13 protein-coding genes are annotated in these 18,789 nt (G+C 72.8%); 7 read left to right on the top strand and 6 right to left on the bottom strand.

Features of this window, described 5'->3' with window-relative positions:
* Nucleotides 1-6 precede the first annotated feature (6 nt).
* On the bottom strand, nucleotides 7-1,482 hold the full coding sequence (locus ACIP82_RS14260) for an aminopeptidase P family protein (RefSeq protein WP_400653599.1): 1,476 nt from the start codon (nucleotides 1,480-1,482) through the stop codon (nucleotides 7-9).
* A 215-nt stretch (nucleotides 1,483-1,697) separates the two neighbouring features.
* Between ACIP82_RS14260 and ACIP82_RS14255 the strand changes: the two genes are divergently transcribed.
* The 5 genes from ACIP82_RS14255 to ACIP82_RS14235 are packed head-to-tail and all read left to right on the top strand — an operon-like array spanning nucleotide 1,698 to nucleotide 7,380.
* A complete protein-coding gene (locus tag ACIP82_RS14255) occupies nucleotides 1,698-3,449 on the top strand; it encodes an ABC transporter substrate-binding protein (RefSeq protein WP_400653598.1) in 1,752 nt (583 codons plus the stop codon).
* A gap of 13 nt (nucleotides 3,450-3,462) precedes the next feature.
* Complete coding sequence (locus tag ACIP82_RS14250) at nucleotides 3,463-4,422, top strand: ABC transporter permease (RefSeq protein WP_400653597.1); 960 nt, start codon at nucleotides 3,463-3,465, stop codon at nucleotides 4,420-4,422.
* The gene (locus ACIP82_RS14245) at nucleotides 4,419-5,405 is read left to right on the top strand and encodes an ABC transporter permease (protein ID WP_363608708.1); all 987 of its coding nucleotides are present in this window, start codon (nucleotides 4,419-4,421) and stop codon (nucleotides 5,403-5,405) included. The genes ACIP82_RS14250 and ACIP82_RS14245 overlap by 4 nt, the downstream gene beginning before the upstream one ends.
* Complete coding sequence (locus tag ACIP82_RS14240; RefSeq protein WP_363608706.1) at nucleotides 5,405-6,406, top strand: ABC transporter ATP-binding protein; 1,002 nt, start codon at nucleotides 5,405-5,407, stop codon at nucleotides 6,404-6,406. The genes ACIP82_RS14245 and ACIP82_RS14240 overlap by 1 nt, the downstream gene beginning before the upstream one ends.
* Complete coding sequence (locus tag ACIP82_RS14235; protein ID WP_363608704.1) at nucleotides 6,403-7,380, top strand: oligopeptide/dipeptide ABC transporter ATP-binding protein; 978 nt, start codon at nucleotides 6,403-6,405, stop codon at nucleotides 7,378-7,380. Before ACIP82_RS14240 ends, ACIP82_RS14235 begins: the two co-directional genes overlap by 4 nt.
* A 336-nt stretch (nucleotides 7,381-7,716) precedes the next feature.
* On the opposite strand, the gene ACIP82_RS14230 is transcribed toward ACIP82_RS14235, so the two are convergent.
* Together ACIP82_RS14230 and ACIP82_RS14225 are read right to left on the bottom strand one after the other, a co-directional pair.
* Complete coding sequence (locus ACIP82_RS14230; RefSeq protein WP_400653596.1) at nucleotides 7,717-10,089, bottom strand: immune inhibitor A domain-containing protein; 2,373 nt, start codon at nucleotides 10,087-10,089, stop codon at nucleotides 7,717-7,719.
* 201 nt (nucleotides 10,090-10,290) lie between these two features.
* Entirely contained in the window at nucleotides 10,291-12,357 is a 2,067-nt protein-coding gene (locus ACIP82_RS14225; RefSeq protein WP_400653595.1) for a prolyl oligopeptidase family serine peptidase, read from the bottom strand.
* A gap of 79 nt (nucleotides 12,358-12,436) precedes the next feature.
* Here ACIP82_RS14225 and ACIP82_RS14220 point away from each other — a divergent pair, with 79 nt between their 5' ends.
* The gene (locus ACIP82_RS14220) at nucleotides 12,437-13,609 is read left to right on the top strand and encodes an aminotransferase class V-fold PLP-dependent enzyme (RefSeq protein ID WP_400653594.1); all 1,173 of its coding nucleotides are present in this window, start codon (nucleotides 12,437-12,439) and stop codon (nucleotides 13,607-13,609) included.
* Nucleotides 13,610-13,680: 71 nt separating this feature from the next.
* Here the strand turns inward: ACIP82_RS14220 and ACIP82_RS14215 are convergent, their stop codons facing one another.
* Together ACIP82_RS14215 and ACIP82_RS14210 are read right to left on the bottom strand one after the other, a co-directional pair.
* A complete protein-coding gene (locus ACIP82_RS14215; protein ID WP_363608697.1) occupies nucleotides 13,681-14,031 on the bottom strand; it encodes a metalloregulator ArsR/SmtB family transcription factor in 351 nt (116 codons plus the stop codon).
* Between the two features lie 28 nt (nucleotides 14,032-14,059).
* Nucleotides 14,060-14,434, bottom strand: a complete 375-nt coding sequence (locus ACIP82_RS14210; protein WP_363608695.1) for a hypothetical protein — start codon at nucleotides 14,432-14,434, stop codon at nucleotides 14,060-14,062.
* A gap of 239 nt (nucleotides 14,435-14,673) precedes the next feature.
* Between ACIP82_RS14210 and ACIP82_RS14205 the strand changes: the two genes are divergently transcribed.
* Nucleotides 14,674-17,529: a DEAD/DEAH box helicase gene (locus ACIP82_RS14205; RefSeq protein WP_363608693.1), complete on the top strand. Its 2,856-nt coding sequence runs from the start codon at nucleotides 14,674-14,676 to the stop codon at nucleotides 17,527-17,529.
* Nucleotides 17,530-17,882: 353 nt separating this feature from the next.
* Here ACIP82_RS14205 and ACIP82_RS14200 read toward each other — a convergent pair whose 3' ends face one another.
* Nucleotides 17,883-18,446 carry a DoxX family protein gene (locus ACIP82_RS14200; RefSeq protein WP_400653593.1) on the bottom strand — a complete coding sequence of 188 codons (564 nt, stop codon included), beginning with the start codon at nucleotides 18,444-18,446 and terminating at the stop codon, nucleotides 17,883-17,885.
* Nucleotides 18,447-18,789 lie beyond the last annotated feature (343 nt).

Below are 18,789 nucleotides of genomic sequence, written 5' to 3'. Positions count from 1 at the left end.
GCGGGATCAGCCGAGCAGGTCGGACATCCAGGACTCGATGCCGGCGACGGTGCGCGGGAGGGCGCCGGACATCAGGTGGGCGCCGTCGGCGGTGATGACGAGGTCGTCCTCGATGCGGATGCCGAGGCCGCGGAGTTCCAGCGGGAGGGTCTCGTCGTCGGGCTGGAGGTAGAGGCCGGGTTCGACGGTGAGGACCTGGCCCTCCTCCAGGACGCCGTCGAGGTAGGTCTCGGCGCGGGCCTTGGCGCAGTCGTGGACGTCGAGGCCGAGCATGTGGCCGCTGCTGCAGAGGGTGTAGCGGCGGTAGAGGCCGCTGTCCTCGGCGAGCGCCTGCTCGGCGGGGATCCGCAGGACGCCCCAGTCGGCCAGGCCTTCGGCGATGACGCGCATGGCGGCGCGGTGGAAGTCGCGGAAGCGGGCGCCGGGCCGCAGTGCGGCGATGCCGGCGTCCTGCGCGGCCAGGACGAGCTCGTAGGCCTGGCGCTGGACGGGCGAGAAGGTGCCGCCGAGCGGGAGGGTGCGGGTGATGTCGGCGGTGTAGAGGGTGTCGGTCTCCACGCCGGCGTCCAGCAGCAGCAGGGCGGAGGGGTCGAGCGGGCCGTCGTTGCGGATCCAGTGCAGGACGCAGGCGTGGGCGCCGGAGGCGGCGATGGTGTCGTAGCCGGTGCCGTTGCCCTCGGCGCGGGCGCGCAGGTTGAAGACGCCCTCGATCCAGCGCTCGCCGCGCGGGTGGCGGAGCGCGGCGGGCAGCGCGCGGACGACGTCCTGGAAGCCCAGCACCGTGTGGTCGACGGAGAGCTGGAGCTGCTCGACCTCCCAGGCGTCCTTGATCAGGCGCAGTTCGGAGAGCACCGAGGCGAGTTGGGCGTCGGCCTGGCCGAGGGCGGGGGCGCCGGGCCGGCCGGTGGCGGCGTCGAGGGAGGAGTCGACGCCGGCCAGGACGCGGGTGGCGGGCTGCGGGCCGCTCAGCAGCTTGCCGAGGTCGTCGAGGTGTTCGGTGCGTACGCCGGTGAGCCGGGAGGCCTCGCCGAGGTCGGGACGGCGGCCGACCCAGAACTCGCCGTAGCGGCGGTCGCGGTAGAACTGCGAGCCGTGTGCGCCGGCGCCGCCGCGCGGGGAGCGCGGGCGCAGGTAGAGGACGGGCTCGTGGCCCTCGGGCCCGGTCGGTTCGAGGACGAGGATGTGCCCGACCTGGTCCTCGCCGGTGAGGCCGGTGAGCCAGGCGTAGGCGCTGTGCGGGCGGAACCGGTGGTCCACGTCGTTGCTGCGGACCTTCAGCTCGCCGGCGGGAACGAGCAGCCGCTCGCCGGGGAAGGCCGCGGAGAGCCGGGTCCGCCGGGCGGGCAGCACCGCGAACCCGGGGACGCGCTGGTCGGCGGGGAGCGGGGTGGCGGCCCAGGCGGTGCCCATGAAGGCGTCCAGGGCGGGGGAGACGGGGAGGTCGTGGCTGCCGATGTTGAGCGCGGGCTGGTGGAGGGTCACCGGGGGAACTCCTATGCGGGGCGGGGGAGCTGCACGGACACAGGTCGGTAACGGGATGCGCCACCCCTTGTGCAGTGCAATTTCACATTACTATGTTACGGGTCACACCGCGGAGCGGCTAGACCCCCTGAGGTCGTCCTCCCCGGCCGGGTCCCGGATCAGCCCCGGGGCCGACCACGGGCCTTCACGGCAGGCCCCCCACTGCGGAGTTGCACATGACCAGGCGCACCCACGCCGCCCTCGCGGCGGCCCTCGCAGCGACACTCACCCTCGGTCTCGGGGCGTGCGGCAAGGACGACAAGAGCGACACCGGTGGCGAGGCCGCCGGCAGCACCAAGGCCCCGGGGGCCGCATCCGGCACCATCGTCGGCGGTACGCCGGTCAAGGGCGGCACCCTCACGGTGCTCTCCAACCAGGACTTCGCCCACCTCGACCCGGCCCGCAACTGGACCATGCCGAACATGGACTTCGGCATCCGGCTGCTCTACCGCACCCTGGTGACCTTCAAAGCGGAGCCCGGCGCGGCCGGCAGCGAGATCGTCCCCGACCTGGCCACCGACGTCGGCCGGCCCTCGGACGGCGGCAGGACCTGGGCCTTCACCCTGAAGGACGGTGTCAAGTACGAGGACGGCACCCCGATCAAGGCCGCCGACATCAAGTACAACGTCGAGCGCTCCTTCGCCCCCGACCTCACCGGCGGCCCCGACTACGCCGCGCAGTACCTGGCCGGCGGCGAGAACTACAAGGGCCCGCTCACCGGTGAGCACCTCGCCAGTGTCGAGACGCCCGACGACAAGACGATCATCTTCCATCTCAAGCGCCCGGTCGCCGAGTTCTCCTACACCGCGACCCTGCCGACCTTCTCGCCGGTGCCGCAGTCCCAGGAGAAGGGCACCCAGTACGACCTGCGCCCGTTCTCCTCCGGCCCGTACAAGATCGAGACGTACGAGCGCGGCAAGCAGCTGGTACTGGTCCGCAACACCAACTGGGACCCGGCCGGCGACCCCGTCCGCAAGGCGTACCCGGACAAGATCGTCGTCGTGCAGGGCCTCAAGGGCGGCCAGGTCGACGACCGCCTGATCGCCAGCGAGGGCGCGGACGCCTCGGCCGTCGAGATGCCCTGGATGCGCCCGGAGTCCGTCGCCAAGGTGCTCACCAAGCCGGACGTCAAGGAGCGGCTGGTGGCCGAGCGGACCGGCTGTACCGACCTGCTGTACATGAACAACTCCCGGGCGCCGTTCGACGACCCCAAGGTCCGCGAGGCGATGATGTACGCCGTCGACAAGGACTCGCAGGTGACCGCGTTCGGCGGCCCGGCGATGACCGACTACGCCAGCTCCTTCCTGCCGCCCGCGCTGACCGGTGGCGCCCGGCAGGACCCGCTGAAGATTCCCTCGACCGGCGATCCGGCCAAGGCCAAGGAACTGCTCGCGGCGGCCGGGAAGCCGGACCTCAAGGTCAGCCTGACCGTCTCCACCGGCGACAAGACCCGCGGTGAGGCGCTCCAGCAGTCGCTGGCCAAGGCCGGCATCCAGGTCACCATCAACACCGCCGACCCGTCGGTCTACAGCGACACGATCGGTGACACCAAGAACGCCCCCGACCTGTCGCTGAGCGGCTGGTGCCCGGACTACCCGTCCGGTGCCACCTTCCTGCCCTTCCTCTTCGACGGCCGCACCATCAAGGAGACCGGCAACCAGGGCAACTACAGCCAGTTCCGGGACCAGGCCACCTCGGAGCGGATCGACCAGATCAACGCGATGACCGACCTCAACGAGGCGAGCGCCGCCTGGCTCCAGCTGGACCAGGACCTGATGAAGAAGGCCCCGGCGGTGCCGGTCCTCTGGCAGCGCCGCCCGCTGCTGGTCGGCACCAACATCGCCGGCGCCTTCGGCCACCCGGTGTGGACCGGCTTCTTCGACTTCGCCACGATCGGTCTCAAGGACCCTTCGAAGAGCCAGGGCTGAGGGACCGTCACCCATGAGTTCAACCACTGAGCCCGCCGCCGTGGCCACCACGGCGGCGGGCCCCGCGAAGGCCGCCGGCCGCGGCCCCTGGCGGCTGGTCTGGGACCAGCTCTGGGCCAGGGGTTCGGCCAGGTTCGGCCTGGTGATGGTCGGCCTCCTGCTGCTGATGGCCGCTCTGGCCGGCCCGCTCAGCGCGCTCGGCGGCTGGACGCCCGAGGAGTTCGACAAGCGCGCCATCGACCCGTACCTCGGCGGCCTGCCGCTCGGGGACTTCGGCGGGATCGGCGCCCGGCACTGGTTCGGCGTCGAACCCGCCACCGGCCGCGACCTGTTCGCCCGGGTGCTGCACGGCGGCCAGGTCTCGCTGCTGATCGCGTTCACCGCCACCGCCCTGGTCGTGGCCGCCGGCACCCTGGCCGGCATCGCCGCCGGCTACTTCGGCGGCCGCGTCGACTCGGCGCTCTCCCGGCTGATGGACCTGACGATGTCCTTCCCCTCGCTGATCTTCATGATCGCGATGATGTCGGTGGCCAAGGACGTCAACCGGATCCTGCTGATGACCCTGGTGATCGGCCTGTTCGGCTGGCCCGGCATCGCCCGGGTGGTGCGCGGGCAGACCCTCTCGCTCAAGCACCGCGAGTACGTGGAGGCCGCCAAGGTCGGCGGCGCCCGCTCCTGGCGCATCCTCACCCGGGAGATCCTGCCCAATGTCTCCGGCCCGATCATCGCCTACACCACGCTGCTGATCCCTGGCATGATCAGCACCGAGGCCGCGCTCAGCTACCTCGGCGTCGGCGTGCGTCCGCCGACCCCGTCCTGGGGCCAGATGATCGCCGAGAGCATCAACCACTACGAGACCGACCCGACCTACTTCCTGATCCCGACGGTCTTCCTGTTCCTCGCGGTGCTCGCCTTCACCCTGCTCGGTGACGCGCTGCGCGACATCCTCGACCCGAGGGGAGGCCGGTCGTGATCCTCTACCTCGGCCGACGGCTGCTCGGCGTGGCCGGCATCCTGCTCGCCGTCTGCGCCATCACCTTCACCATCTTCTACCTGCTGCCCAACGACCCGGCGGCGGCCGCCTGCGGCAAGACCTGCACCGCCGAGCGGGTCGCCGAGGTCAAGGTGGCGATGGGCCTGGACAAGCCGGTCTGGGAGCAGTTCGCCTCCTACCTGACCGGCATCTTCGCCGGGCGCGACTACGGCAGCGGGCCCAGCGCCGTCCGCTGCGAGTTCCCCTGCCTCGGCTACTCCTACGACTACTCGCTGCCGGTCTGGGACCTGCTCATCGACCGCCTGCCGGTCTCCGTCTCGCTCGCCCTCGGTGCGGCCGTGCTCTGGCTGGTGCTCGGCCTCGGCGCCGGCGTCACCTCCGCCCTGCGCAAGGGCACCCTGACCGACAAGGCGCTGATGGTGCTCTCGGTGGGCACCGCCTCGCTGCCGGTCTACTTCACCTCGATCATGCTGATCTGGGGCGTCGTCCGGAGCGCCGGCCTGCTGCCCTACCCGGCGTACGCCAAGTTCACCGAGGACCCGTTCTCCTGGGCCTCCAACCTGCTGCTGCCGTGGATCGCCCTGGCCCTGCTGTACGCGGCCATGTACGCCCGGCAGAGCCGCAACTCGATGATCGAGACGATGGCCGAGCCGTACATCCGCACCGCCCGCGCCAAGGGCCTGCCCGCCCGCACCGTCACCGTCAAACACGGGCTGCGCTCCGGCATGACGCCGATCCTCACCATCTTCGGCATGGACCTCGGCGGCCTGCTGGCCGGCGCCGTCATCACCGAGTCCATCTTCGGTCTGCCCGGCATCGGCCGGCTCTTCTACGACGCGCTGGTCCGCTCCGACCAGCCGGTCATCCTCGGCGTCACCCTGCTCGCGGCCACCTTCATCGTCGCGGCGAACCTGCTGGTCGACCTGCTCTACGCCTACGTCGACCCGAGAGTGAGGTACTGATGAGCGCGCTGCTGGAGGTCGACGACCTCCGGGTGTCCTTCGACACCCCGCGCGGCACCGTCCGGGCCGTGGACGGCATCTCCTTCACCGTCGAGGCCGGCCGGACCCTCGGTCTGGTCGGCGAGTCCGGCTCCGGCAAGTCCGTCACCTCGCTCGCCGTCATGGGGCTGCACCGCGGTGCCGCCGTCACCGGCTCGATCAGGCTGCACGGGCAGGAGCTCAACGGCCTGTCCGAGCGGCAGCTGGGCACCGTCCGGGGCCGGCGGATCGCGATGATCTTCCAGGACCCGCTGTCCAGCCTGCACCCCTTCTACACCGTCGGCGAGCAGATCGCCGAGCACTACCGGGTGCACTTCAAGGCCAACCGCAAGGCCGGCCGGGAGAAGGCGATCGAGATGCTGGGCGAGGTCGGCATCCCCGAACCCGCCCGCCGCGTCGACGAGTACCCGCACCAGTTCTCCGGCGGCATGCGCCAGCGCGTCATGATCGCCATGGCGCTCGCCTGCGAACCCGAGCTGCTGATCGCCGACGAGCCCACCACCGCCCTCGACGTCACCGTCCAGGCCCAGATCCTCGACCTGATCGCCCGCATCCAGCAGGACCGCGGCCTCGGCGTCGTCATGATCACCCACGACCTCGGTGTGGTCGCCCGGGTCGCCCACGAGGTGCTCGTCATGTACGGCGGCCGGGCCGCCGAACAGGCCCCCGTGGACCAGCTGTTCGGCAGGCCCGCGCACCCCTACACCCGGGGGCTGCTGGACTCCCTGCCCCGCCTCGACGACACCGACGACGCCCCGCTGCGGGCCATTCCCGGCAGCCCGCCGTCGCTGATCGCCCCCGCCCCTGGCTGCTCCTTCGCCCCGCGCTGCGCCCGCACCGTCGCCGCCACCGCCGAGGAGCACGCCCGCTGCCTGGCCGAACGCCCCGGGTTCGGCCCGCTGGCGCCCGGCCACCAGGCCGCCTGCCATCTGCCCCTGGTGCCGGAAGGAGCCCGGTCGTGACGGAGACGCTGTTGTCCGTGAGGGACCTGGTGAAGACCTTCCCCGGCCGACGGGGGCGGACCGGCCGGGCCGGGGCGCCGGTCCGGGCCGTGGACGGCGTCAGCTTCGACGTCGGCAAGGGCGAGACGCTCGGCCTGGTCGGCGAGTCCGGCTGCGGAAAGTCCACCACCGGTCGCATGATCGTCCGGCTGCTCGACCCGACCTCGGGCACCGTCACCTTCGACGGTACCGAGATCGGCGGCCTGAGCCAGGCCGAACTCCGGCCGCACCGGCGGGACCTGCAGATGGTGTTCCAGGACCCGTACTCCTCGCTCAACCCCCGGCAGACGGTGGCCCGGATCATCTCCGAGCCGCTGCTGGTCCAGGGCACCGGCGCGGCCGACGCACGCAAGCGCGCCGGTGAGCTGATGGAGCTGGTCGGGCTCATCCCCGAACACCTGGACCGCTACCCGCACGAGTTCTCCGGCGGCCAGGCCCAGCGGATCGGCATCGCCCGGTCGCTGGCCACCTCGCCGCGGCTGGTGATCGCCGACGAGCCGGTCTCCGCGCTCGACGTCTCCATCCAGGCCCAGGTGGTCAACCTGATGGAGCGGCTCCAGCACGAGCTGGGCCTGGCGTACGTGTTCATCGCGCACGACCTCTCGGTGGTCAAGCGGGTCTGCGACCGGGTCGCGGTGATGTACCTGGGCCGGATCGTCGAGATCGGCGACAAGGCTGAGGTGTACGGCAGCCCCGCGCACCCGTACACCAGGGCGCTGCTCTCCGCCGTGCCGCTGCCCGACCCGGCCGCCGAGCGGGAGCGCGAGCGGATCGTGCTGCTGGGCGACCCGCCGAGCCCGGCCAACCCGCCCAGCGGCTGCACCTTCCACCCGCGCTGCCCGAAGGCGCAGGAGCTCTGCCGGACCGAGCGGCCGCTGCTGCGGATCGCCGGGCCGGGCGCCCGGGAGGCAGCCTGCCACTTCCCGGAGGGCTGAGCCCCCGGGCCGCCGGCCGCCGTACCGCTCGGTCACCCCCACGCCGAGTGGTACGGCATCCCTCCGAGGGGGCGCGCCCCCTCACCGACCCCCGGTCGGGCGCGGCGGGGAACCTCACGAGGGCCGCGCCCGGCCGGGTCCACCCGTGGCACCGGGCTCCACCGGGTCCGTCGCGCCGGTGCGGTGCCGCTGTCCTCGTTGGTGCCGCCGACGCCGGCCGCGGTCGTCCTCGGCGTCAGCTCGACGGTGCCGCGCGACCAGGCGGAGCCGGTAGTACGCGCAGGCCCCGGCCCCCCTTCCGCCGAAGGGGGGCCGGGGCCTGCCTGCGTGCCGGTCTCAGGAGGCCGGGCCGACCCGGACGGTGGTCAGCCGCCCGTCGCGGGACTCCCGGACGACCTCGATCTTCGTGTTGGTGTCCGGCACCTTCACCCCGAGCTGCGGGGTGGCCGGGTCGGTGTAGACGCCGGTGCGGTCGTTGAAGGCCGGGACGGCCGGCTCGGACGGGATCCGCACCGGGACGCCGCCCTTGTGCAGCGTGAACGCCGTGGTGGGCTTCAGCGAGAAGGTCGCGTCGAAGGTCTGCGCCCGGCCGTTGACCAGCGTGCCGTCGGCGAACCGGATCGGCGCCGGGTGCGCGTCGACCGGCAGGATCAGGCCGCCGCCCGGGTGGCTCACGGTGTTGTTGTCGCCGTAGGCGGTGTCCCAGAGCCAGACCAGCACGCCCTCCTGGTACGGGTAGTTGTCGACGATGTTCTGCTTACCGGCGACACCCGTGTACCCGAAGTTGTACGGGCCGGTCTTCAGGAAGGCGCCGTAGCCCGCGTACCGGCGGTTCTCCACCAGGTAGGCGCGCGGGTGCTGCTTGACCGCGTCGCGCCCGGTGATGACCGAGAACCCGGTGGCCGTCCAGCCGTTGGCGCCGTTCTCGGCACCGTCGGTGAACAGCTCCGTGCCCCCGGCGGTGATCCGGACGGCGTCGACCAGCACGCCCTTGCCGTGGGTGTTGTTGTCCGAGGTGACGTGGAAGCGCAGCCGGACCTGCTGCCCGGCGTACCCGTCGAGCGGGATGTGCAGCTGCCGGTAGGCGCCGGACGCGCCGCTCAGACCGGGGGTGTTGGCGCTCGTGTTGCCGATCGGGGCGCCGTCGACCGTGCCGCCGAGCGGCTTCCAGGTCCGGCCCTCGTCGGTGGAGGCCTCGACGGTCAGGAAGTCGTAGTCGAGCTCGGTGTCGTACCAGACGGCGGCGTCCAGTGCGGCCGGTCCGCCGGCCGAGCGCAGATCGACGCTGCGGGCCAGGGAGTTGTCGAGGTTGTCACCGGTGTCGCTCCACCACTGTTTGCCGCCCTGGTAGGGGTCGGCCAGTTCGGTGGTGGTGGTGCTGTCCGGCAGGTGGACCAGGAGGGCCTGGGCCTGGTCGGTGTTGTAGCCGCTGACGCCGAGGGCGTGGCTGGAGCGGGTGGCGGCCTGCCCCTCGTCGTAGTTGAGCCAGCCGAACTGCAGCTTGCTCCAGGCGTCGAGGTCGCCGGGGTAGCCGCCGGTGGTGTTGCTGCCCTTGCCGAGGTAGGAGCCGGAGGCCATCAGCGACCAGAAGTTGACGCTGTTGTCGCCGCCGGCGGTGCTGTAGAGGTCCGGCAGGCCGAGGTTGTGGCCGAACTCGTGGGCGAACAGGCCGACTCCGCTGTTCTCGCCGGCCTGGACGTAGTCGTAGACGTACAGCCCGGTGTCGCCGACCGGGACGCCGCCGATCCGGTTGCCGGTCGGGCTGGTCTGTCCGGCCGGGTCGGGGAAGGCCCAGCTGCGGTGCGCCCACAGCGCGTCGGCACCCTGCGCGCCGCCGCCCCAGGTCTCGTCGACGCCCGCGTGCACCACGATCACGTTGTCCAGGTAGCCGTCCGGCTGGCTGAACGTGCCGCTCTTGTCGTGGTCGTAGCGGTCGTAGACGTCGTACTGGGCGAGCTGGCTCCTGACGTCCGCCGCCGTCCGGCCCTTGGCGATCTCGCCGTCGTACCAGGCCTTCACGGCGTCCTGGACGAACTCCTGGGCCTGGGTCCAGGCGCCGGATCCCTGCGGGCCCTTGTTGCTGCCGTACCGGGCCTCGTTGTACGGCACGGTCACCCAGTCGCTGACGGTGCCCTCGACGTCGTACCGGCCGGAGGACTGGGTGCGGTAGTAGTTGCGCATCGAGACGGCGCCGGGCCGGTCGTCGAAGAACATCCGCTGGTAGTGGTCGCGGTCGAAGTCGCCGCTCCAGAGCGTGTGGTTGTCGCTCTTGTCGGGCTTGGGGATGGTGTTGTGGCGCGGGCCCGGCGTGCCGCCGTAGCGGGGCTGGCCGTTGTGGAGCGTGGTGGTGTCCACCTGGTCGCCGAACTGGGCGAGGATGACGAAGACCTTGTCCTTGCGCTCCTGCGCGAGCTGGACGTAGTCGTTGCCGATCTTCACCTTGGCCGGCGTCCGCCGGTCCGGAGTCCTGGCGACGGCGCCCTTGTTGAGCTGTTCCAGCGCCTTGGTGCGAAGCGCCTGGCGTTCGCGTTCCTGTGGCGCGAGCGGTGCGGGCGGGGCCTCGGCGCCGCCGGCCTCGGCGCTCCGGGCGGCGATGGCCGCGGTGGTGACGGGGGAGGGGGAGGCGGCCTGGGCGGGGGTGCCGAGGAGGGTGGCCGCTATCGCGCTCGTGGTGAGCGCGGCCGCGAGTGCCGCGGACAGTCTGCGCAACTGACCGGTCCTTTCCGGAGGGGTGGTCGGGTGGGCGCAGGTAATATTTCACATGTCACGGGTTACGTGGAAGGGGTGGCGCTGGCGGAAAGGGCGCCGCGCGACCCGGCCGGTCGTGCGGCGCCCCTGATGTGACGAGATCTCAGTTCCGGTGGGCTCCACGGCGGTGCCGAGCGCCGCCGCTCACCGCCGTGCCGCCGGCTACCGCAGCGCGCCGTTCAGGAAGGCGAGTTCGGCCTGCGTGATCTCCTCGTTCACCCCGCCGGGGGTCATGTGGGTGACGCCCGGCAGCGGCAGCACGGCGTGCGGGCGGCCGGCCCGGGTGAGCGCCTGGGAGAGCAGCAGGGAGTGCGAGGGGTGGACGTTGTCGTCGGCCAGGCCGTGGATCAGCAGCAGCGGCCTGGTGAGCGCCGGGGCGTCCCCGACCAGGCAGTCGGCCGCGTAGCCCTCCGGGTTGTGCTGCGGCAGACCGAGGTAGCGCTCGGTGTAGGCGGTGTCGTACTGCCGGAAGTCGGTGGGCGCCGCGCCCGCGCAGGCGGCGTGGAAGACGTCCGGGCGGCGCAGCACGGCGAGCGCCGCGAAGTAGCCGCCGTACGACCAGCCGCGGACGCCGACCCGGCCGAGGTCGAGGTCGGGGTGGGTGTCGGCGAGCGCCCGCAGGGCGGCCACCTGGTCGTCCAGCGCCACCTGGGAGAAGCGCCGGAAGATCGCCCGGGTGAAGTCGGGCGAGACGAACGGGGTGCCCCGGTTGTCGGTGGTGACCACCGCGTAGCCCTGGTCGGCCCACCACTGGCGCAGCTGCCAGCGGCGCGGCTCGGTGGCCACCGCCTGGTAGCCGGGCCCGCCGTAGACGTCCAGCAGGACGGGCAGCCGGCGGCCGGCCACATGGTCGCGCGGGTACACCACGGCGGTGGGCAGGCCGAGTTCGGTGACCCGGGCGAGCCGGGGATCGACCCGGTAGGGCAACCGGGCGCTCAGGTCGGTGAGCTCGCTCTCCTCGCCGTGGTGGAGCAGCCGGCGGCGGATGCCGTCGGGGTCGGCGGAGGTGAGCAGCAGGGTGTCGGCGGCGGCGAGGGCGCTGTGCACGCCGGGGCCGGTGCTGAGGCGCTCGGGTGCGCCGCCGTCCGGGTCGATCAGGTGGACGTGCTGGTCGGCCGGGTCGCCCTCGCCGGTCTCGGTGAGCAGCTTGCCGTGGAGCCGGCCGACCACGCGGCGGATCTGCAGGCCGGTGGTGTCCAGCGGCTTGCCGTCGAGTGCCAGGCCCCGGGCCCCGGGGGTGTCGTGGACGGTGAGCAGTCGTCCACCGGCGAGCCGGGCGGGCGTGCCGGGCAGCTCGTCGACCCAGAACTCGTCGGTGGTGCGCGAGAGTTCGCGGGTCTCGCCGGTGGCGGGGTCGGCGCTGAGCAGGAGTACGTGCTGCTGGAGCCGGTCGGCGACGGTGAGCAGGATCTCGCCCTCGTCGGCCCACTGCGCGGCGCAGAGGTACGGGAACTCGGCGGCGGCCCAGTGCAGTCGGGTCCGCTGTCCGTCCAGGCCGAGGACCCAGAGCTGGACGTCGGCGTTGGGCCCGCCGGCCTGCGGGTAGGCGAAGTCCTCGGGCTGTTCGGCCGGGCGTGCCGGGTCGGCGAAGTAGCGCCTGGGCAGGGCGGATTCGTCCACCCGGGCGGCCAGCAGGGCGCCGCCGTCCGGGCGCCACCAGTGGCCCCGGGAGCGGCCCAGCTCCTCGGCGGCGGCGAACTCGGCGACGCCCCAGCGGGCGCCGTCGGCCGGGCTGAGCGGGGCGGGGCCGGGGGTGACGTACAGGGCGTCGTCGGCGACGTAGGCGACGCGCTCGCCGGCCGGGTCGGGCCGGGGGTCGAAGGCGGGCCCGGCGACCGGGAGTTCGCGGCACTCGCCGGTGGCGGTGTCGGCCCGGAACAGCCGCCCGTCGAGGGTGAAGACGGCGGTGGAGAGGTCGGCGGTGGCGGCGTAGGCGCCGATGCCGGCCGCGGTGAGGCGGATCCGCTCGCGCAGGCGGCGTTCGACGGCCGGGAGGCCGGCCCGGTCGCCGGTCCGCCCGGGGGCGAGGGCGGCGGGGTCGGCCACCAGGCGTTCGCCGCCCTCGGCCGGGTCGAGCAGCCAGAGCCGCTCGACCCGGTCCTCCGGGCCGGTCGAGCGGAGCAGCAGCAGCCGGGTACCGTCCTCGCTGAGGGTGATCGCCCGCGGAGCGCCGTAGGTGAAGCGGCCGGTACGGGCGCTGAGGGAGAGGAAGGGGTCGGTGATGGTCACGGCCCGATGGTCTCCGCGCGGTGCCTCGCCCGGCCAGTATTCTGTCATGTGAAATGTCACACATCACTTAGGAGGCGCAGTGACCGAGGACCTGCGGACAGCCGAGCCCCCGGCCGCGCTGCCCGGGACGGACACGCTGTTCACCCTGGCGCCGGAGGCGGCCCATCTCAACCACGGCTCCTTCGGCACGGTGCCCGTCCCGGTCCAGCGCGCCCAGGAGCTGCTCCGGGCCGAGCAGGAGCGCGACCCGGACGGCTTCTTCGCCGACCTGCCCGACCGGGTCGCCGCCGCCCGTACCCGGATCGCCGCCGAGCTGGGCACCGACCCGGCCCGGCTCGCCCTGGTCGCCAACGTCACCGAGGCCGTCGCGATCGCCCTGGACAGCGTCCCGCTCGCGCCGGGTGACCGGATCCTGGTCACCGACCACGGCTACGGAGCCGTCACCGAGGCGGTCCGGCGGCGTGCCCGGGAGACCGGCGCCGAGGTGCACACCGTCCACCTGCCGCTGGATCTCCCGGACGAGGACGCCGTCCGGGAGGCCGTCCTCGCCGGCGTCACCGACCGCACCCGGCTCGCCGTCCTGGACCAGATCAGCTCGCCCACCGCCCGCCGGATCGCCGGCCCGGAGCTGCTCACCGCGCTGCGCGAGCACGGCGTGACGACCGTGGTGGACGGCGCCCACGCGCCCGGCATGCTGCCCGCGCCGGTGGCCGGGGCGGCCGACTTCTGGTTCGGCAACCTGCACAAGTGGGCCTTCGCCCCGCGCGCCACCGGCGTCCTCGCGGTCCGCCCGGAGTGGACCGGCCGGGTCCGCCCGCTCGCGCTCTCCTGGGAGCACCACCGGGGCTTCCCCGCCAGCGTCGAGTGGCGCGGCACCTGCGACTACACGCCGTGGCTGGCCGCCCCGGCCGGGTTCGACCTGCTGCGCGAACTGGGCGCCGACCGGGTGCGCGACCACAACGAGCGGCTCGCCGCCCACGGCGCGCGGCTGCTGGCCGAGCACGCCGGGCTGACGCCGCTGCCGGCCACCCCTGGCCTGTCGATGCGCGCGCTGCGCCTGCCGCGGGGCGTGGGCGAGAGCGACGCCGAGGCACGGGCGGTGATGGCGGAGGTGTGGCGGCGGCTGTCCGCCCGGATCGCGGTGCGCCCCTGGCCGGGCGGCGGGGTGCTGCGGGTCAGCGCGCAGCTGTACAACCGGCCGCACGAGTACCGGACGCTGGCGGAGCGGCTGCCGGAGCTGCTGCGCGGCTGACCCGCGGCACCCCGCCGGGCCGCGGCCGGGTCCGCTCGGCCCGGCTGCTCCGGCTGCTCCGGCTGATTCGGTCAGCCCGGTTGTTCCGGCCGGTCCGCGGCGGCGCGCAGCTCGGCGAGCAGCAGGTGCTGGTCGGCGAGCAGCACCGTGAGGATCCGCCGGGCGGCCCGGAGCAGGTCGGCGACATCGCCCCCGGCCAGCGCGTACACCACCGTGCTGCCCTCGCGGGTGGCGGTGACGATGCCGGACCGGCGCAGGACGGCGAGCTGCTGCGAGAGACTGGACGGTTCGACCGCCAGCTCGGCGAGCAGGTCCCGGACCGGCGTCGGTCCGGCCTGCAGCAGCTCCAGCACCCGGATCCGGACGGGGTGGCCGAGTATCCGGAAGAACTCGGCCTTGGCCTGGTACAGCGCGACCGCCACGGCGCCCCCTTCCCCGCTGCCCGGCCGGTCAGAGCTCCAGTCCCAGCTCGATCCGCTTCAGCTGGTGGCGGGCCATCGCGAGGTTGGCGCGGGCCCGGTTGAGCGCCAGGAAGAGGAAGAGGCCCCGGCCGTTCTGCATGGTGAGCGGCCGGACCAGGTGGTACTGGCTGGTCAGGCTGACCAGGATGTCCTCGATCTCGTTGTCGTGGAGGTTGAGCATCTCCATGGTCCGCATCTTGGCCCGGACCAGGTCGGTGTTGCCGGCGGCGGCGACGTTGAGGTCGAACTCGCCGCCCTCCCCGAGGGTGCCGAGCGCCATGCCGCTGCCGTAGTCGACCAGGGCCACACCGATCGCGCCCTCGATGCCCATGGCTTCTTTGAGGGATGTCTCCAGGTTCGCCATCGTCATTCCTCCCGTGAGTGGTGGCTGTGGTCCGAATCTAGGGAGGGTGGGCGGTACTCCAGCGAAGATGACCGGAGACGTCCGAAGCTGGCGCGTTCGTGATCGCTTGAAGACATTTGCAACTATGGATCTGAGAGAGAAGTGATCCAGTAGCGCAGAAAAACGGTGCTATCGATGTCGGCCCTCACGGGTAACCTCTCGCTGAGATGCGAGATCACACCAATCACACCCGGACGGCGATGAACACCCCTGTGCCCGAGCCCCACGACGACCAGGAGCTCGGCCCCGCCGAGGCCTACGCGGCCTTCCGCCGCCGGGCCAAGGAGCAGGCGACCGCCCTCTACGGCTTCCAGCAGCTCTACGACTTCCCGCTGGACGACTTCCAGCTGGAGGCCTGCCAGGCCCTGGAGTCCGGTGAGGGTGTCCTGGTCGCGGCACCCACCGGCTCCGGCAAGACCATCGTCGGCGAGTTCGCCGTCCACCTCGCCCTCCAGGGCGGGCGCAAGTGCTTCTACACCACGCCGATCAAGGCGCTCTCCAACCAGAAGTACGGGGACCTGGTCAAGCGCTACGGCGCCGCCAAGGTCGGCCTGCTCACCGGTGACAACACCGTCAACGGCGACGCACCCGTGGTGGTGATGACCACCGAGGTGCTGCGCAACATGCTCTACGCGGGCTCCAGCACCCTCGACGGCCTCGGCTACGTCGTCATGGACGAGGTCCACTACCTCGCCGACCGCTTCCGCGGCGCCGTCTGGGAGGAGGTCATCATCCACCTCCCCGAGTCCGTCACCCTGGTCTCGCTCTCCGCCACCGTCTCCAACGCCGAGGAGTTCGGCGACTGGCTGGACACCGTGCGCGGCGGCACCAAGGTGATCGTCTCCGAGCACCGGCCCGTCCCGCTCTGGCAGCACGTCATGGCCGGCAACCGGATGTACGACCTGTTCGCCGACCCGGACCGCGACGGCCGCCCCAAGGACGCCCCGCGCAACCCGGCCAAGGCCGTCAACCCCGAACTGGTCCGTCTCGCCCGCTCCGAGCTGGACCGCAACCCGCGCGACAAGTTCGGCCGCGGCCGCGGCCGTTCCATGCCCAACGGCCGCCCCGGCCGGGTCTGGACGCCGGGCCGGGTCGACGTCATCGACCGGCTCGACGCCGAGGGCCTGCTGCCCGCGATCACCTTCATCTTCAGCCGGGCCGGCTGCGAGGCCGCCGTCCAGCAGTGCCTCAGCTCCGGCCTGCGGCTCAACAAGGACGCCGACCGCGCCCAGGTCCGCGCCATCGTCGAGGAGCGCTGCGCCGACATCCCCGACGAGGACCTGCACGTCCTCGGCTACTTCGAGTGGCTGGACGGGCTGGAGCGCGGCATCGCCGCCCACCACGCCGGCATGCTGCCGCGGTTCAAGGAGGTCGTCGAGGAGCTCTTCGTGAAGGGCCTCGTCAAGGCCGTCTTCGCGACCGAGACCCTGGCGCTCGGCATCAACATGCCCGCCCGTTCGGTGGTCATGGAGAAGCTCGTCAAGTGGAACGGCGAGACCCACGCCGACATCACCCCCGGCGAGTACACCCAGCTCACCGGCCGGGCCGGCCGGCGCGGCATCGACATCGAGGGCCACGCCGTGGTGCTCTGGCAGCGCGGCCTCGACCCGGAGGCCCTGGCCGGCCTGGCCGGCACCCGCACCTACCCGCTGAAGTCCTCCTTCCGGCCGTCCTACAACATGGCCGTCAACCTGGTCTCCCAGTTCGGCCGGCACCGCTCCCGCGAGCTGCTGGAGACGTCCTTCGCGCAGTTCCAGGCGGACCGCTCGGTGGTCGGCATCGCCCGGCAGGTCCAGCGCAACGAGGAGGGACTGGACGGCTACCGCGCCTCCATGACCTGCCACCTCGGCGACTTCGACGAGTACATGGGCCTGCGCCGGCAGCTCAAGGAGCGCGAGAACGAGCTCGCCCGCGAGGGCAGCAGCCAGCGCCGCGCCGCCGCCGTCGAGTCCATCGAGCAGCTCAAGCCGGGCGACGTCATCCACGTCCCCACCGGCAAGTTCGCCGGTCTCGCCCTCGTCCTCGACCCGGGTCTGCCGCCGGTCAGCCGCTCGCCGCGCGGCGGTCCGCGCCACCCCGACTACCAGGACGGGCCGCGCCCGGTGGTGCTCACCGCCGAGCGGCAGGTCAAGCGGCTCGCCATGATCGACTTCCCGCACCCGGTCGTCGCCATCGAGCGGGTCCGGATCCCCAAGTCCTTCAACCCGCGCAGCCCGCAGTCCCGGCGCGACCTCGCCTCCGCACTGCGCACCAAGGCCGGCCACCTGGAGCCCGAGCGGTTCCGCAAGGGCCGGGCCGCCGCCGCCGACGACCCGGAGATCACCCGGCTCCGCACCGAGCTGCGCCGCCACCCCTGCCACGGCTGCGACGAGCGCGAGGACCACGCCCGCTGGGCCGAGCGCTACCACCGGCTGCACCGCGACACCGACCTGCTGGAGCGCAGGATGCGCTCCCGTACGCACACCATCGCCCGCACCTTCGACCGGGTCTGCGGGCTGCTCGCCGACCTCGGCTACCTCCAGGGCGACACCGTCACCGACGACGGCAAGCGCCTCGGCCGGCTCTACGGCGAGCTGGACCTGCTCGCCTCCGAGTGCATCCGCGAGGGCGTCTGGAACGGCCTCGCCGCCGCCGAACTGGCCGCCTGCGCCTCGGCGCTGGTCTACGAGGCCCGGCAGGCCGACGACGCCGCCGCCCCCAAGGTGCCCGAGGGCGGCGCCAAGGAGGCGCTCGGCAAGATGGTCCGGATCTGGGGCCACCTGGACGCCCTGGAGGAGCAGCACCGGATCAACACCGCCGAGGGCGTCGGCCAGCGCGAGCCGGACCTGGGCTTCGCCTGGGTCGCCTACCGCTGGGCGCTCGGCCACAGCCTGGACGCCGTCCTGCGCGAAGCCGACATGCCGGCCGGTGACTTCGTCCGCTGGACCAAGCAGCTGATCGACGTGCTCGGCCAGATCCAGGACGCGGCCGGCGAGGACGTCGAGCTGCGCCGGACCGCCCGCAAGGCGGTGGACGGGCTGCGCCGCGGCATCATCGCCTACTCCTCGGTCGGCTAGCCGGACACCCGGAGGGGCCCGCACGTTCGCCACGAACGTGCGGGCCCCTTCGCGTGCCGGTGACTTCCACCCTCCACCCCCGCCCCCTGCTTCTCGCAGGAAGCCGGCCCAGCCGACCTCCTGCGCAGAAGACGGCGAGAGTGTTTCTGCAGCCTCCGCCCTGGTCTTCGAGGACGGCGAAGACCGGTACCAGGGCCCGGTGCCACTGCCTTGGCCTTGCACGATCCAGATGGCGAACCCGACCACCGCGCTCGACCGGGGCGGCTTCGCCCGACCCGAGCGAGGCCGCCACCGCAGCCCGTCCTGCCGCGACGGGCCGAGGCTCCCCGGGGCCGCCGCGGTCTGGTCCGCGGTCAGCCCGTCATCGCCTGTCGGTCGGCTCGGGCGCTGGTGCCGACGAGGTGACCGCCGCGCGGGGCCGGCTCGGGTGCCGGGCCGGGTTCGGTCCGTTCCTCTCGTCGGCCGGCGACGGTCAGGCAGGCCGCGATCAGCACGATGTTCTTGAGGATGTACTGCCCCTCCAGCGTCGGGACGGGCGGGATGCCGTGCACCCACACGTCGTTCGGCAGCAGGACGAGCGTCGCGAACACCCCGGTCATGTGCGCGAAGAAGACTGCCAGCACCACGCGGAGCAGCAGTCCGGTGACCAGGCCGGCCCCGATGATGACCTCCATGAGTGCCAGCAGCGGCCGTGAGACGCCGGGCGGCACCAGATCGAAGGTCATCAGGCTCATGCAGCGGGTGGCGAGGTCCTCGGCGGGGCTGGCTCCCGGGATGAACTTGAGCACCCCGAACCAGAGGTACACCACCCCGACGCTGACCCGCAGGACTCCGGGGGCCACCCGCCGGTAGCCGCGGGAGAAATCGTCGGCCCGGCGTCTGCCCGTCCGAACCAGCCGTGCGAGATGTGACTCCATCCGCCCCTCCTTCAGATCCCTTCAGAGTTCCCCGGCACCGAAGAGGACGGGGCACACCGCGGTTGGCTGGATCCGGGTGAGGGGCGGCCCGAAGCACCAACCGGGGCGCGGCCTGTCAGGTGCCGGCTCGGAAGTTCGCAGCTTAGCGCCCTGCTGCCGCGGCGGGTAGGTTCATTGTGTTGTCCGATGATGCGATGAAGATCGGTCCAGGCCGGGGGGGGGGGGGGGGGGGGGGGCGGCCGCGGGGGGGGGGGGGGGGGGGGGGGGGGCGGGGGGCGGGGGGGGCGGCGGCCCCCGCCGGGGGGGGGGGGCCGCGCCCCCCGGCGGCGGGGTCCCGGAATGC

It is taken from the genome of Kitasatospora sp. NPDC088548 (genome assembly GCF_044753005.1).
In the GTDB taxonomy this organism is placed as follows: Bacteria; Actinomycetota; Actinomycetes; order Streptomycetales; family Streptomycetaceae; genus Kitasatospora.
This window is presented reverse-complemented; position numbering and strand designations above follow the sequence as displayed.

Coding starts and splice junctions, on each gene's coding strand:
- ACIP82_RS14200 (WP_400653593.1), bottom strand. CDS start 18,446: ATGGAGTCACATCTCGCACGGCTGGTTCGGACGGGCAGACGCCGGGCC.
- ACIP82_RS14240 (WP_363608706.1), top strand. CDS start 5,405: ATGAGCGCGCTGCTGGAGGTCGACGACCTCCGGGTGTCCTTCGACACC.
- ACIP82_RS14250 (WP_400653597.1), top strand. CDS start 3,463: ATGAGTTCAACCACTGAGCCCGCCGCCGTGGCCACCACGGCGGCGGGC.
- ACIP82_RS14205 (WP_363608693.1), top strand. CDS start 14,674: ATGAACACCCCTGTGCCCGAGCCCCACGACGACCAGGAGCTCGGCCCC.
- ACIP82_RS14255 (WP_400653598.1), top strand. CDS start 1,698: ATGACCAGGCGCACCCACGCCGCCCTCGCGGCGGCCCTCGCAGCGACA.
- ACIP82_RS14210 (WP_363608695.1), bottom strand. CDS start 14,434: ATGGCGAACCTGGAGACATCCCTCAAAGAAGCCATGGGCATCGAGGGC.